A 14,019-nucleotide genomic window follows, 5' to 3' on the forward strand; every position below is an offset into this window, starting at 1 on the left:
AAATCGGGCCTCGAGCCATGTTACCCGCGATGCGCGATCGTGCCCAATCGGGGCGGCCGGACCAGCGAGCGCGGCAGGATGGCGGCCGCGGCCCGTGCGGGGGCGGAGGTGGGGCGGATCCCCCGCGTGACGGCGTCGAGCGGGCCCGAGAGGTCGCCGGAGGGCGCGGGATCCCGGGCGAAGACGGTCGCCTCGAGCGCCGCGGCCAGAGCGTCGGCGTCGGACGGCGGTGCGCCGGCCTCGGCGAGCCGGGCCGCGACGCGCCGCGGCGTGTCGGCCGGGGCCACGGGAATCCCGGCGTCGACGGCCGCCGCCAGGGCCTCGCTCCAGGCGGCCCGCGCGTCGCCCCCGCGCGCGGCGGCGCGGCGCCGGGCCGCCAGCGCGCGCCGGGCGATCGCGGGCGCGGCCGCCACCAGCGCCGCGGCGAGGAGCGCCACGAGCGCCCACGGCGCCTCCCGAGGCGCCTGGCCGCCGGCGGCGTCGTCCTTCGCGTCCTCCGCGGGGGCGGCGGCCGGCGGGGTGGGCGTCTGCGCGGCCTCCGGCTCGGCCTCCGCGCTCGGGGCGGCCTCGGGGGCCGCACTCGGCGCGGCGCTGGCTTCTGCCGCCACGACGCCCTGGGCGGTCGCGACGCCGGGCGTGGGGTCGAACGCGACCCACCCGACCCCGACGAGATAGGCCTCCGGCCACGCGTGCAGCTGGCCGCTATCGACCGAGAAGACGCTGAGCCCGTCGACGCGGCCCCCCGTCGGCGTGCCCGGGAGATAGCCGACCGCGACGCGGGTCGGGATCCCCTCGGCGCGCGCCATGAGCGCGAACGCCGAGGCGAAGTGCACGCAGTACCCCTCGCGCACCTCGAGGAAGCGGGCGATGGCGTCGGCGTCGGATCCGTCGAATCCCTCGTCGACGGGGGTGCTCAGGGAGTAAGTGAACGCGTCCGAGCGCAGCCAGTCCTGGAGGGCGAGCAGCGCCGCGTAGGGCGTCCGTGCGGATCCGGCGACCTCGCGCGCCGCGGCGCCGATGGGGCCCTCCACGACGTCGTCGTCGACGGTGGCGAACGCCGCGGCGGCCTCGGCCTCCGCGACCGAGATGCCCGCCGCGTCGCGGGTCCGGAGGCCCTCGGAGGCGTCGCGGAGCCAGGGGGAGTCGTCGAGCTGGGCGCGCGTCGGATCCGGGGTCTGGGCCACCGCGCGGTAGGTCTCGCCGGCGGCCGGTCGCCCGGAGGTCGCCGTCCGGTCGTCGCGCGCCGCCCAGGCTCCGGCGCTCTGCCCCGTCACCGCGACGACGCCCGCGGGGAGCGGCAGGTACCCGTTCTCGAGCGTCACGTCCGACACCCAGGTCGATTCCTCGGCGACGGGGACGTCCCCGGCCGCGCCCGAGACCACCGGTGCGGCCAGGCCGTCCTCGAGCGGTCCGATCTCGGTCGACGAGCGCTCCCACGCGCCGCCGGCGAACGCCCCGTGGGTCGCGAGGCGCAGGTAGGGCGCGGAGGCCGCGTCGGTGCGGACGCGGAGGATCTCGGTGCCCGCGGCCGAGCGCAGGTCGTCGCCGAGGTCGAGGTCGACGTCGACGCTCGTCCCGCGCGCGAACAGCCCGGCGTCCGCGGCGGGGACCACCGGGAGCGCGGGCCCCAGTGTCGCGCCCGCGGCGACGGCGACCGCGACGGTGCTGGCGGCGACGACGCGCGGCCCGATGCCGCGGCCCGGCGTGGCGCTCCCCGCCTGGACCATCAGCAGCGCGCACGCGGCGAAGAGCACGGCCTCCGCGACGTGGTCGCCGCGCGGGACGGCGAGCTGAGGCAGGACGAGGATTAGGGCGAGGGGGAGGACGGCCAGGACCGGCAGGCGCGCCGCGACGAGCGCATTCACCGCGACCATCGTGAGGGCCGTCGCCGTGACGAGGAGGAAGCGGAGCGGCGGCTCGACCGCGACCGGCGCGACCCCGTCGACAAGCTGCCGCGTGGCGGCCGCGACGACGGCGCCGAGGGTGGGCCCGGGGAAGGCCCACCAGGCCGCGAGGAACGCCGCCGCGAGCTGGCTCACGGCGCCCACCCAGCGGCCGCCGAAGGATCCGATGGCGCCCGCGATCGCCACGGCCGCGGCCGCCGCGCCGGCGGCGACGAACCACCCCGAGCTCAGCAGGCTCATGAGCGGCGCGAGCGCGGCGATCACGGACGCGAGCGCCGCGGCCCGCGCGCCGAGCCTCGGGCGCCGGCGGGGCGCTGGCCGGCGGGGCGCGGGGTCCGTCATGCGCGGCCGCCGACGGCCCCGGCCCACGCCGCGGCGGTGCCTGCGCGGAGGTCGCCGCCGCGCCACCCCCGCCCGCCGCGGCCCGTCGGGGCGAGGTGGATCGCGAGGACCGCGCGCGGCGTGGCGGGCGGATCGCCGCCGACCCAGACGATCGCGCCCGCGTCGCGGGGGACGGCCGCGGGGTCGCCCTCGGCGCGCTCCGCGCTCGCCAGCAGCGCCCACGCCGCGGCGCGGCCCGCGCCCTGATGCGCGTCGGGCACGCGCGCGGCGCCGACGATGAGGTCGGCGGCGTACCCATCGGCGGCGAGGCGCGCGAGCGCGGAAACGGCGGCGATCACGCCCTCCTCGAACGCGCTCGCGTCGCCCCACGCGGAGTCCCGCGTGTCGAGGGCGACGGCCGCGCGCGGCGCCTCGTCGCGCTCCTCCTCGCGCACCATGAGGTCGCCGTGGTGCGCGGACGCCCGCCAGTGCACGCGCCGCATCGCGTCGCCGTGCGCGTAGGGGCGCGGGATGAGGTCGTCGGATCCCTGGCCCAGGCGCGCCCGCACGGGCGTGCCCTCGGCGGCGTGCGCCGCGCGGTCCCGCGTGGTCGAGAGGGGAACGGCGGCGGGAACGGCGAGCAGCGTGGCGGGCGCGCCGCGCAGCGCGCTCCGGCGCGCGGCGCCGAAGGGGCCCACGGCCCGCAGCTCGACCGGCCCGACGCGGTGCGCGCCTCGTCCGAGCGGCGTGAGGGCTCCTGCCGCGACGCCGCGATCAGTCACGCGAACGCCCGCGCCCGCGCGCAGGATGGCGGCTTCGGCGAGCGGGCCGCGCCCGGAGAGATCCGCCTCGGCGCGGGTCGCGTCGCCGACCGCGACGACATCGTCGGCGAGGCGCACGGCGGCGACCCGCGGGAGGGGCAGCGCCCGCACGACGAGGACCGCGCACGCCGCGCCGGTGACGAGCGCCGTGCCGACGACCGCGAGCTCGGGCCGCGCCAGCAGCGCCGCCGCGGCCGCGAGCGCCGCGCCGAGGGTGAGCATGCCCCACCCCGCGGGGGTCAGCCGCGTGCGATCGGCGGCGGCTCGCGCGCGCCTCATCGGTCCGCGATCGGCACCGGGACGCTCCCCAGGACCTCGTCGACGATCTCCCGCGCGGCGTCCGACGCGCGGCGTCCCGCGGGCGCGCGCGCCGGGATCAGTCGATGGACGAGGACCGGGCGCGCGAGGTGCGCCAGGTCGTCGGGGACGACGTAGTCGCGGCCGCGGAGGGCCGCCCACGCCTTGGCCGCGCGCACGAGCTGCAGGGTGGCGCGCGGGCTCGCGCCCAGGACGAGACCGGGATGCGTGCGCGTAGCCCGGGCGAGCGCGACGGCGTACTGCTCGATGGCGGGGGAGACGTGCACACCCCGCGCGAAGGCGATCATGCGCGCGACGCCCTGCGGTGACACGACCGGCTCGAGCGCATCGAGCGGGTTGCCGGCGTCGCGCTGGCGCAGCATGAGCGCCTCGGCCTCGGCGTCCGGGTACCCGAGCGAGAGCCGCATCATGAAGCGGTCGACCTGCGCCTCGGGAAGCGCGTAGGTGCCGTCCATCTCGAGTGGGTTCTGCGTCGCCACGACGAGGAACGGCCGCGGCAGCGCGTGGCTCCGGCCGTCGACCGACACCTGCCGTTCCTCCATCGCCTCGAGCAGCGCCGACTGCGTCTTAGGCGATGAGCGGTTGATCTCGTCGGCGATGACGATATGGGCGAACACGGCGCCGGGGGAGAACTCGAACTCGCGCGCGGCCGGGTTGAACACCGACACGCCCGTGACGTCGCCGGGCAGGAGATCCGGGGTGAACTGGATCCGCCGGACGTCCGCGTCGATCGACGCGGCGAGCGCGCGGGCGAGGGCGGTCTTGCCCACGCCCGGCACGTCCTCCAGGAGGAGGTGGCCCTCCGCCAACAGCACGACGAGGGCGGACCGGATCGCGTGGTCCTTGCCGTCGATGACGCGGCGGACGTTGTCGGCGATCCGCGTCGTCGTCTCCCGGAACTCCTCGGGGGACAGGGGAACGGAGGACACGGCAGCTCCTTCGTCGCGGTCGGGTGGCGCCAGCCTAGCGACGGGTGGCGACGCCGCGGCGGGTGCGACCCCGGTCCGATGGCCTGTTAGGCTGGTGTCAGCTCTCCGCGTGACGGCATCCAGGCCAACTCCCCCAGGACGGAAACGTAGCAAGGGTAACCGGGCTCTGCCGGGTACGCGGAGAGTCTTTTCTTTTCGCGGGCGTCGCCCGTGTGAGGGGGAACGCATGGCCACGGATCCGCACCGCGCCCCCGACCTGCGCATCTCGATGGCGCTCCCCGTCCGCTTTCCCTTCGACGCGCCGGGGCTGCTCTCCTGGTTCGCTCCCCGCGCGGTCGCGGGAGTCGAGCGCGTCACGTCGTCCGCCTTCGAGCGCACCCTCCGGCTCGCGCACGGTCCCGCCTGGTTTCGCGTAGACCTCGCGGACGGCGTGCGGCTCACGGCCGAGCTGACGGATCCGCGCGATCGCGCAGCGCTCGCCTGCCGCGTCCGGCGCCTGCTCGATCTCGACGCCGACCCGCTCGCGATCGACGCGGCGCTCGCCGCGCACCCCGAGCTCGCGCCGCTCGTCGCGCGCACGCCGGGGATCCGGGTGCCCGGGGCCTCCGATCCGCACGAGATGCTCGTGCGGGCCATGGTCGGGCAGCAGATCTCCGTCGCGGCCGCACGGACGCACCTCACCCGGCTCGCGGACGCGCTGGGGGAGCGGATCCACCTGGCCGGCGAGGAGCGGATCCTCTTTCCCACGGCGGTCCAGATCGCGGAGCGCGGCGGCGAGGTGCTGCGCGGGCCGGCCCGCCGCGTCGCGGCCATCCTGGCGGCGGCGACCGCGCTCGCGGACGGCACGCTCGCGCTGCGCGAGGACGACGACCCGGAGGACCAGCGGCGGGCTCTCCTCGCCCGGCCGGGGATCGGCCCGTGGACGGCCGACTACGTGCGCATGCGCGTCGCGAAGGATCCCGACGTGATCCTGCCGGGCGATCTCGTCCTACGCGCCGGGGCGCGGAGGGCGGGCGTCCCCGCCGACCCTGCCGGCCTCCGCGCGTGGGCCGAGCGGCTCGCCCCCTGGCGCTCCCACGCAAGCGCCCACCTCTGGGCCCACGCCCTCGAACCGGAAGGCTGAGATGCCCGACATCTGCACGATCGACACGCCCGACGGGCCGTTCTCCCTGCTCGCCGACGACGACGGCGCCGTGCTCGCGTCCGGGTGGACGGCGAGCCACGACGCGCTGCGGGCGCGGCTGCGCGCGCCCGCTCCCGCGGCGCGCGAGCGCGAGAGCGCCGCGGCCGACGCCGTCCGCGCGTACTACGCCGGCGACGCCCACGCGATCGACGGGGTCGCCGTGCGGCAGGAAGGCACCGCGCTGCAGCGCGAGGGGTGGGACGCGCTCCGGCGGATCCGCCCGGGCCAGCCGCTCACGTACACGGAGTTCGCCGCGTCGCTCGGGCGCCCGACGGCCGTGCGCGCCGCGGCCTCGATCTGCGCGCGCAACGCCGCCGCGCTCTTCGTGCCGTGCCACCGGGTGCTCCGGGGCGACGGATCCCTCGGCGGATTCGCGTGGGGCGAGCCCGTGAAGGCCCGCCTCCTCGCGCGGGAGTCATCGATCGGCTGAGAACCCGCCCGGATGTCGGACGTGCTCGGTAGGTTGGGAGCCGTGGCGAGAAGCATCTACATCACGTCCGCGGAGGGGCACTCCGGCAAGTCGACGATCGCGCTCGGGGTGCTCGATTCGCTGAGCCGCGTGACCGCGCGCGTCGGCGTCTTCCGCACGATCGCGCGATCGACGACCGAGCGCGACTACGTCCTCGACATGCTGCTCGACCACGACGGCGTCGACCTCGCCTACGAGGACTGCGTCGGGGTCACCTACGACGACGTCCGCGCCGACCCGGAGCGCGCGCTCGCCGACATCGTCGACCGCTTCGGGCGCTTGGAGCGCCAGTGCGACGCGGTCGTCGTGCTCGGCAGCGACTACACCGACGTGGGGAGCCCCGCCGAGCTCGCGTACAACGCCCGCATCGCGGCGAACCTCGGCACCCCCGTCCTGTTGGTCCTCGGCGGCCGCCACCTGCAAGGCGACACGGAGGCCCTCGGCGTGACGACCGCGCGCTCGCCCGAGCAGATGGGTCAGATCGCCTCGCTCGCGATCGGGGAGCTGGGTCGCAGCGCGACGCGCCTCGCCGCCGTCATCGTCAACCGCGCCGACGGCGAGCGCCGCGACGAGATCGTGGACGCCGTGCGCACCGTGGCGGGAGATTCGCCCGTGTGGGCGCTGCCCGAGGACCGCCTCCTCGTGGCCCCCACGATGGGCGACATCCTGCGGTCCGTCGACGGCGAGCTCCTCACGGGCGACGAGGCACTCCTCGGGCGCGAGGCGCTCGGGGTGACGGTCGCGGCGATGTCGATGGTCAACGTCCTCCCGCGGCTGGAGGAGGGCGACGTCGTCATCATCCCCGCCGACCGGAGCGACGCGCTGCTGGCGACGCTGATGGCGAACAGCTCGGGCACGTTCCCGTCGCTCGCGGGCGTCGTCCTGAACGGCGACTTCCCGATCCCGGAGGTCATGCTGCGGCTCATGGAGGGGCTCCACTCCGCGATCCCCATCATCCGGGCGGCCGGCGACACCTACGCGACGGCGGTGCGGATCATGCGCACGCGCGGTCGGCTCGCCGCCTCGAGCGCGCAGCGCTACAACCGCGCGCTCAGCCTCTTCGACCAGAACGTCGACATCGCCGAGCTCACGCGCGTCCTCGGCGTCGCGCGCGCGACCGTCGTCACCCCGCTGATGTTCCAGTACCAGCTACACGAACGCGCGCGGGCCGATCTGAAGCACATCGTGCTCCCCGAGGGCGGCGACGACCGGATCCTCCGGGCCGCGGCGATCCTCCTGGAACGCGGGGTGGCGCGGTTGACGATCCTGGGCGAGCCCTTCGAGGTGCGCGCGCGGGCGATCGAGCTGGGGCTCGACATCGCGGCCGCCGACGTGCTCAGCCCCTTCGACGCGGTCCACGTCGACCGGTTCGCGACCGAGTACGCGCGCCTGCGCGCCCACAAGGGCATGACCTACGCGAAGGCGGCCGACCTCGTCACCGACGTGTCGTACTTCGGCACGATGATGGTCCACATGGGCCTCGCCGACGGCATGGTCTCGGGGGCCGCGCACACGACGGCGCACACGATCCGGCCGTCGTTCGAGATCATCAAGACTCGGCCCGGGGTCTCGGTCGTCTCGAGCGTGTTCCTCATGGCGCTCGCCGACCGGGTCCTCGTCTACGGCGACTGCGCCGTGATCCCGGATCCGACGAGCGCGCAGCTCGCCGACATCGCGATCTCGTCCGCCGAGACGGCGCGGCGCTTCGGGATCGAGCCGCGCGTGGCGATGCTGTCCTACTCGACGGGGGAGTCGGGCTCGGGCGCCGACGTCGACAAGGTGCGCGAGGCCACGGCGTTCGCCCGCGAGCGCGCGCCCCAGCTGCCGATCGAGGGTCCGATCCAGTACGACGCGGCCGCCGACGCGGCCGTCGCGCGCGCGAAGCTCCCGCACTCCGACGTCGCGGGGCGCGCCACGGTGTTCGTCTTCCCCGACCTCAACACGGGCAACAACACCTACAAGGCGGTGCAGCGCGCGGCCGGCGCGGTCGCGATCGGCCCCGTGCTCCAGGGGCTGAACCGCCCCATCAACGACCTGTCGCGCGGCGCGCTCGTCGACGACATCGTCAACACGGTCGCGATCACCGCGATCCAGGCGCAGGAAGGCTGACCCATGAGCGTCGCGCTGGTCGTCAACAGCGGATCCTCCTCCTTCAAGTACCAGCTGCTCGACATGGGCACGGAGCGGGTGCTCGCGTCGGGTCTCGTCGAGCGCATCGGGGAGCAGGAGGGCCACGCGGTGCACACCGTCCGCCCGCAGGCGGATCCCGGGACCCCGCAGGTCACGCTGGCGGCCGCGACGCACGAGGCACACCGGCAGATCGCCGACCACACGGCGGGCTTTCAGGCCATGCTCGACGCCTTCGCGGTGCACGGCCCCTCGCTCGCCGCGCACCCGCCGGCCGCCGTGGGGCACCGCGTCGTGCACGGCGGGGCGCGCTTCTTCGACGCCACGATGATCGACGACCTCGTCGAGATCAACATCGACGAGCTGTCCGTGCTCGCGCCCCTGCACAACCCGGGGGCGCTGCAGGGGATCCGCGCGGCGCGGCGCGCGTTCGCGGACATCCCCCACGTCGCGGTGTTCGACACGGCCTTCCACCAGTCCATGCCGCCCGCGGCATACACCTACGCGATCGACCGCGAGCTCGCGCGCCGGCACCGGATCCGCCGGTACGGGTTCCACGGCACGAGCCACAAGTTCGTGAGCCAGGCCGCCGCGCACCACCTCGGCCGGGATCTCGCGGAGCTCCGCCAGATCGTCTTCCACCTCGGCAACGGCGCGTCGGTTACGGCGATCGACGGGGGCAGGTCGGTCGAGACGTCCATGGGGTTCACGCCGCTCGAGGGCCTCGTCATGGGCACGCGCTCGGGTGACCTCGATCCCGCCGTGCTCCTCCACCTGCAGCGCCGCGCGGGCCTCGACGTGGACGGCGTCGACCAGCTCCTCAACTCGCGCAGCGGCCTCGTGGGCCTCGCGGGCGTCGGAGACATGCGCGATCTCCTGTCGCGCGCGGACGCGGGCGACGAGGACGCCCGGCTCGCCTTCGACGTCTACGTCCACCGGCTCCGCGGCTACGCCGGCGCCTACATCGCGCAGCTGGGCGGGGTCGACGTCATCTCGTTCACGGCGGGCGTCGGCGAGAACGTCGCCCGGGTGCGCGCCGCCGCGCTCGCGACCCTCGGCGCCTTCGGTGTGCGCGTCGACCCGGCGAAGAACGCGACGGTGCCGCGGGGGGAGATCACCCGCATCTCGCCCGACGACCAGCCCACGGCGGTCCTCGTCGTCCCGACGGACGAGGAGCTCGAGATCGCGCGCCAGACGCTCGACCGCGTCGCCGCCGGCTGAGCGCGCGCGGCGAGGGCCGCGGGATGCCCTACGCTGGCGAGGGAACCGGCCCCCGGACCGATCGGAGAACCCGTGACACGGAGCACCGACCCCGCCCGCGCATCCGTTCCGGCGCTCGCCGACTACGACGCCGTATTGTTCGACCTGGACGGCGTGCTCACGCCCACGGCCCAGGTCCACATGCATGCGTGGCAGGTAATGTTCGACGAGCTCTTCGCCGCGTGGGACATTCGCCCGGCCTACTCCGAGCGCGACTACTTCGCGCACCTCGACGGACGCAAGCGCTACGACGGCGTCGCGGCGCTCCTGCGCAGCCGCGACGTGGAGGTGCCGTGGGGGCGCCCGGACGACGACCCGAGCGCCGACACGGTGTGCGGCATCGGCAACCGCAAGAACGTCGTATTTACGCGCGTGCTGGAGGAGGAGGGCATTGCGGCGTACCCCGGATCCCTCGCCGTCCTCGATGTCCTCGAGCGCGGCGGCGTCGCCGTCGCGGTCGTCTCAAGCTCGAAGAACGCGCGGCCCGTCCTGGCCGCCGCTGGCCTGACCGAGCGCTTCGCCGTCGTTATCGACGGCGTGGTCGCCGAGCGTGACGGCCTGCCGTCCAAGCCCGCCCCGGACGTCTTCCTGGCGGGGGCGCGGGCCCTCGGCGTGGATCCCGCGCGCGCCGCCGTGATCGAGGACGCCGTCTCCGGTGTCGCCTCGGGGGCGGCGGGCGGCTTCGGCCTCGTGGTGGGGGTCGACCGCGGCACGGGCGCCGCCGGCCTGCGCGACGCGGGCGCGCACCTCATTGTGACCGACCTCGACGACCTCTTGGAGAACGACGCATGATCGATCGCGACCGGTACCCGACGGATCCGTGGCGCCTGGTGGAGACCCGCTTCAGCGAGGAGGATCTCGGCGTCTCCGAGACGATCTTCGCGATCGGGAACGGCTATCTCGGCATGCGCGGCAACTTCCCCGAGGGGCGCCACGCGCACGAGCACGGCACGTTCATTAACGGCTTCCACGAGACGTGGCCGATCCGCCACGCCGAGAACGCGTACGGCTTCGCCGAGGTCGGGCAGACCATTGTGAACGTTCCCGACGCGAAGACCATGCGCGTGTACATCGACGACGAGCCGATGTCGATCGACATCGCGGAGATCGTCGAGTACGAGCGGTCGCTGGATTTCCGCGACGCGACGCACGCGCGGCGGATCCGCTGGATCACGCCGTCCGGTAAGGACGTCCTGCTGGAGTCGCGCAGCATGGTCTCGTTCGAGGACCGCCATCTCGCGGTCCTGCAGATGACCGTCACGGTGCTGAACGACGACGCCCCCGTCGTCGTGAACTGCCAGCTGATCAACCGCCAGGACGGCGAGGACGTCTTCAGCGGGCGCCCGCCCGCGGCGCGCAAGGCGCAGGCGGCCGGCGGGTTCGACCCGCGCAAGACCGACCGCATCGCCGAGCGCGTGCTCGTGCCGCAGGAGTATTGGCAGGACGGCACGCGGTCGGCCCTGTCCTACCGGACCGCGTCGAGCGGCATGTCGATCGCGGTCGTCGCGGACCACGTCGTCGAGACCGAGAACGATTTCGAGACGCGTAACCTCCTCGATCCGGACATCGCGAAGAACGTCGTGCGCGTGAACGCGCGCGCCGGTGTCCCCGTGACCGTCACGAAGCTCGTCAGCTACCACACGTCGCGGGGCGTCCCGGCGACCGAGCTGATCGACCGGGCGCGCCGCACGCTCGACCGCGCCGGCGCGGCGGGGGCGGACGCCGCGTTTGCCCGCCAGCGCGCCTGGCTCGACGAGTTCTGGGAGCGCTCGGACGTGCGGATCCCCGGGCACGACAGCTACCAGCAAGCCACCCGGTGGAGCCTCCTCCAGGTGGCGATGGCGTCGGCCCGGGCCGACGGCTGGGGCGTTCCCGCCAAGGGCATGACGGGATCCGGATACAGCGGTCACTACTTCTGGGACACAGACATCTACGTGCTCCCGTTCCTCGACTTCACCTCGCCGTGGTGGGCGCGCAACGCGCTGCGGATGCGCACGGGGATGCTGCCGGCGGCGCGGCGCCGCGCCCAGCAGATGAGCGAGGGCGGCGCCCTGATTCCGTGGCGCACAATCAACGGTGAGGAGGCCTCGGCCTACTACGCCGCGGGCACGGCGCAGTACCACATCAACGCCGACGTCGCCTACGCCCTCGTGAAGTACGTCGAGGCCACCGACGACGTCGAGTTCCTCGCGCGCGAGGGCATCGACCTGCTCGTCGAGACGGCGCGGCTGTGGAGCACGCTGGGGTTCTGGCGCACGCGTGGCGGGTCCGACAGCTTCCACATCCACGGCGTGACGGGGCCGGACGAGTACACGACCGTCGTCAACGACAACCTGTTCACGAACGTCATGGCGCGTTTCAACCTGCGCGCCGCCGCGAGCGTCGTGCGGAAGATGGCCGAGCGGGCGCCCGCCGCGTACCGCGCCATGGTCGAGCGGCTCTCGCTCCACGCCGAAGAGCCCGAGCGCTGGGAGCGCGAGGGCAACGCGATGTTCATCCCGTACAGCACCGAGGCGGGGATCCACCCGCAGGACTCGCTCTTCCTGAAGAAGGAGGTGTGGGACCTGGAGAACACCCCGCCGGAGCAGCGCCCCCTGCTCCTGCACTTCCACCCGCTCGTCATCTACCGGTTCCAGGTGCTCAAGCAGGCCGACGTCGTGCTCGCCCAGTTCCTGCAGGGCCGCCACTTCACGGCGGCGGAGAAGCGCGCGGACTTCGACTACTACGACCCGCTGACGACGGGCGACTCCACGCTCTCGGGCGTCGTGCAGTCGATCATGGCCGCCGAGGTCGGGTATCAGGACCTCGCGCTGACGTACTTCGAGCACTCGTTGTTCGTCGACCTCGCCGATCTGCACCGCAACGCGTCGGACGGCGTGCACATTGCCGCGGCGGGCGGCGCGTGGACGATGCTCGTGAGCGGGTTCGGTGGGATGCGCGATCACGGCGGGACGCTGAGCTTCGACCCGCGGCTGCCCGCCGACTGGCCCGAGCTGTCGTTCCCGCTGACGTGGCGCGGGACGCGCCTCGACGTCCGCCTCACGCGCGACGAGATCGCCGTGACGGCGCGCGCGGGCGGGCGCACGGAGGAGGTGCCCTTCTCCGTGCGCGGCCGCGAGCTGACGGTGCGCACGGGCGAGAGCGTGGCCGTGCCCCTGGCCGATCAGGGCCCGCGCCTGCCCGGTCGCCCCGCCCCGCACGGGCGCCTGACGGACGACGGCGGGGGCTCCGAGCCGACCCTTCCGCCCGCGACCGACCTCATTCCCGTCATCGGCCAACCGGCCGACACGAGCCAGTCGGGAGCTCTCGGGGAGTCCACGAGCTGACGGGCGGGTCCGTTGTCGGACGTCCCCCGTAGGCTGGGGGAGTGAGCACAGCCCTGTACCGCCGCTACCGGCCCGAGAGCTTCGCGGAGATGATCGGTCAGTCCCAGGTGACCGAGCCGCTCATGACCGCGCTGCGCTCGGATCGGATCGGGCACGCCTATCTGTTCTCCGGTCCGCGCGGGTGCGGCAAGACCACGTCGGCGCGGATCCTCGCGCGGTGCCTGAACTGCGCCGAGGGCCCGACCGACACGCCGTGCGGCGTGTGCGACAGCTGCGTCGAGCTCTCCCGCACGGGCGGCGGGTCGCTCGACGTCGTCGAGATCGACGCGGCCAGCCACAACGGCGTCGACGACGCGCGCGACCTCCGCGAGCGGGCGATCTTCGCCCCGGCGCGCGATCGCTTCAAGATCTTCATCCTCGACGAGGCGCACATGGTGACGGCGCAGGGCTTCAACGCGCTGTTGAAGCTCGTCGAGGAGCCGCCGGCGCACGTGAAGTTCATCTTCGCGACCACCGAGCCCGAGAAGGTCATTGGCACGATCCGGTCCCGCACGCATCACTACCCATTCCGCCTCGTGCCGCCGGCGGCGATGCTCGAGTACACCGAGAAGCTGTGCGCGGAGGAAGGGATCCGCCCGGACGGCGGCGTGCTCCCGCTCGTCGTGCGCGCCGGCGCGGGCTCGCCGCGCGACACGCTGTCGATCCTGGATCAGCTGATCGCGGGATCCGAGGGTGACGCGGTCTCGTACGAGCGCGCCGTGGCGCTGCTCGGTTACACGCACGCCGAGCTCCTCGACGAGGTCGTCGCGGCGTTCGCGTCCTCCGACGCGGGCGCGGCGTTTGGCGCCGTCGATCGCGTCGTGCAGACCGGGCAGGATCCGCGCCGCTTCGTCGACGACCTGCTTGAGCGCCTGCGCGACCTCATCGTGATCGCCGCGACGGGGCCCGCGGCCTCGGCCGTGCTGCGGGGCCTCCCCGCCGACGAGCTGGAGCGCATGCAGCACCAGGCCGAGGTGTACGGCACGGCGCGCCTGTCGCGCACGGCCGACATCGTCAGTGCCGCGCTCGATCAGATGACGGGGGCCACGTCGCCGCGCCTGCAGCTCGAGCTCATGATCGCGCGCGTCCTGACGGCCGACGAGCCCCCCGTCGCGCCCGCGGTCGCGGGAGGCCCACCCGCCCGCCGCGACGCGGCCGCGGCGGCATCGAGCGCGCGCCCCGCGCCCGTGCCGCCCGCTGCCGCGCCCGCCGCGGCTTCTCCGGGCGTGCCGACTCCCGCCGCGACGTCGGCAGCATTTGGAGCTTCGCCGGCAACCCGTTCGGCGACTTCGCCCTGTCGAACACGATTGCCGATGACCCGA

At 74.6% G+C, this 14,019-nt stretch carries 10 protein-coding genes and 1 other RNA gene; 8 read left to right on the plus strand and 3 right to left on the minus strand.

All coding sequences use genetic code 11. From position 1 onward, the window contains the following. Positions 1 to 20: 20 nt before the first annotated feature. The 3 genes from GJQ66_RS09950 to GJQ66_RS09960 are packed head-to-tail and all read right to left on the minus strand — an operon-like array spanning position 21 to position 4,293. Positions 21 to 2,246, minus strand: a complete 2,226-nt coding sequence (locus GJQ66_RS09950) for a transglutaminase domain-containing protein (RefSeq protein ID WP_155049223.1) — start codon at positions 2,244 to 2,246, stop codon at positions 21 to 23. Then, positions 2,243 to 3,325: a DUF58 domain-containing protein gene (locus tag GJQ66_RS09955; RefSeq protein ID WP_155049224.1), complete on the minus strand. Its 1,083-nt coding sequence runs from the start codon at positions 3,323 to 3,325 to the stop codon at positions 2,243 to 2,245. Before GJQ66_RS09955 ends, GJQ66_RS09950 begins: the two co-directional genes overlap by 4 nt. Next, entirely contained in the window at positions 3,322 to 4,293 is a 972-nt protein-coding gene (locus GJQ66_RS09960; protein WP_368732864.1) for an AAA family ATPase, read from the minus strand. Before GJQ66_RS09960 ends, GJQ66_RS09955 begins: the two co-directional genes overlap by 4 nt. Positions 4,294 to 4,389: 96 nt before the next feature. Here GJQ66_RS09960 and ffs point away from each other — a divergent pair. The 8 genes from ffs to GJQ66_RS10000 all read left to right on the plus strand — a co-directional run. After that, positions 4,390 to 4,486, plus strand: an RNA gene (ffs, locus tag GJQ66_RS09965) — signal recognition particle sRNA small type. A gap of 33 nt (positions 4,487 to 4,519) precedes the next feature. Beyond that, entirely contained in the window at positions 4,520 to 5,416 is an 897-nt protein-coding gene (locus tag GJQ66_RS09970; protein ID WP_155049225.1) for a DNA-3-methyladenine glycosylase, read from the plus strand. 1 nt (position 5,417) lies between these two features. After that, positions 5,418 to 5,906 carry a methylated-DNA--[protein]-cysteine S-methyltransferase gene (locus tag GJQ66_RS09975; protein WP_155049226.1) on the plus strand — a complete coding sequence of 163 codons (489 nt, stop codon included), beginning with the start codon at positions 5,418 to 5,420 and terminating at the stop codon, positions 5,904 to 5,906. Between the two features lie 42 nt (positions 5,907 to 5,948). Then, entirely contained in the window at positions 5,949 to 8,054 is a 2,106-nt protein-coding gene (pta, locus tag GJQ66_RS09980) for a phosphate acetyltransferase (protein ID WP_368732865.1), read from the plus strand. 3 nt (positions 8,055 to 8,057) lie between these two features. Next, on the plus strand, positions 8,058 to 9,293 hold the full coding sequence (locus GJQ66_RS09985) for an acetate/propionate family kinase (protein ID WP_155049228.1): 1,236 nt from the start codon (positions 8,058 to 8,060) through the stop codon (positions 9,291 to 9,293). A gap of 72 nt (positions 9,294 to 9,365) precedes the next feature. After that, complete coding sequence (locus GJQ66_RS09990; RefSeq protein ID WP_368732866.1) at positions 9,366 to 10,124, plus strand: HAD family hydrolase; 759 nt, start codon at positions 9,366 to 9,368, stop codon at positions 10,122 to 10,124. Further along, a complete protein-coding gene (locus tag GJQ66_RS09995) occupies positions 10,121 to 12,658 on the plus strand; it encodes a glycoside hydrolase family 65 protein (protein ID WP_155049230.1) in 2,538 nt (845 codons plus the stop codon). The genes GJQ66_RS09990 and GJQ66_RS09995 overlap by 4 nt, the downstream gene beginning before the upstream one ends. 41 nt (positions 12,659 to 12,699) lie before the next feature. Then, the coding region (locus tag GJQ66_RS10000; RefSeq protein WP_368732867.1) for a DNA polymerase III subunit gamma and tau at positions 12,700 to 14,019 on the plus strand (1,320 nt) is incomplete at its 3' end.

The sequence above is a fragment of the Microbacterium sp. ZXX196 genome (genome assembly GCF_009709595.1).
GTDB classification, from domain to species: domain Bacteria; phylum Actinomycetota; class Actinomycetes; order Actinomycetales; family Microbacteriaceae; genus Microbacterium; species Microbacterium excoecariae.

Coding starts and splice junctions, on each gene's coding strand:
- GJQ66_RS09950 (WP_155049223.1), bottom strand. CDS start 2,246: ATGACGGACCCCGCGCCCCGCCGGCCAGCGCCCCGCCGGCGCCCGAGG.
- GJQ66_RS09955 (WP_155049224.1), bottom strand. CDS start 3,325: ATGAGGCGCGCGCGAGCCGCCGCCGATCGCACGCGGCTGACCCCCGCG.
- GJQ66_RS09975 (WP_155049226.1), top strand. CDS start 5,418: ATGCCCGACATCTGCACGATCGACACGCCCGACGGGCCGTTCTCCCTG.
- GJQ66_RS09970 (WP_155049225.1), top strand. CDS start 4,520: ATGGCCACGGATCCGCACCGCGCCCCCGACCTGCGCATCTCGATGGCG.
- GJQ66_RS09985 (WP_155049228.1), top strand. CDS start 8,058: ATGAGCGTCGCGCTGGTCGTCAACAGCGGATCCTCCTCCTTCAAGTAC.
- GJQ66_RS09995 (WP_155049230.1), top strand. CDS start 10,121: ATGATCGATCGCGACCGGTACCCGACGGATCCGTGGCGCCTGGTGGAG.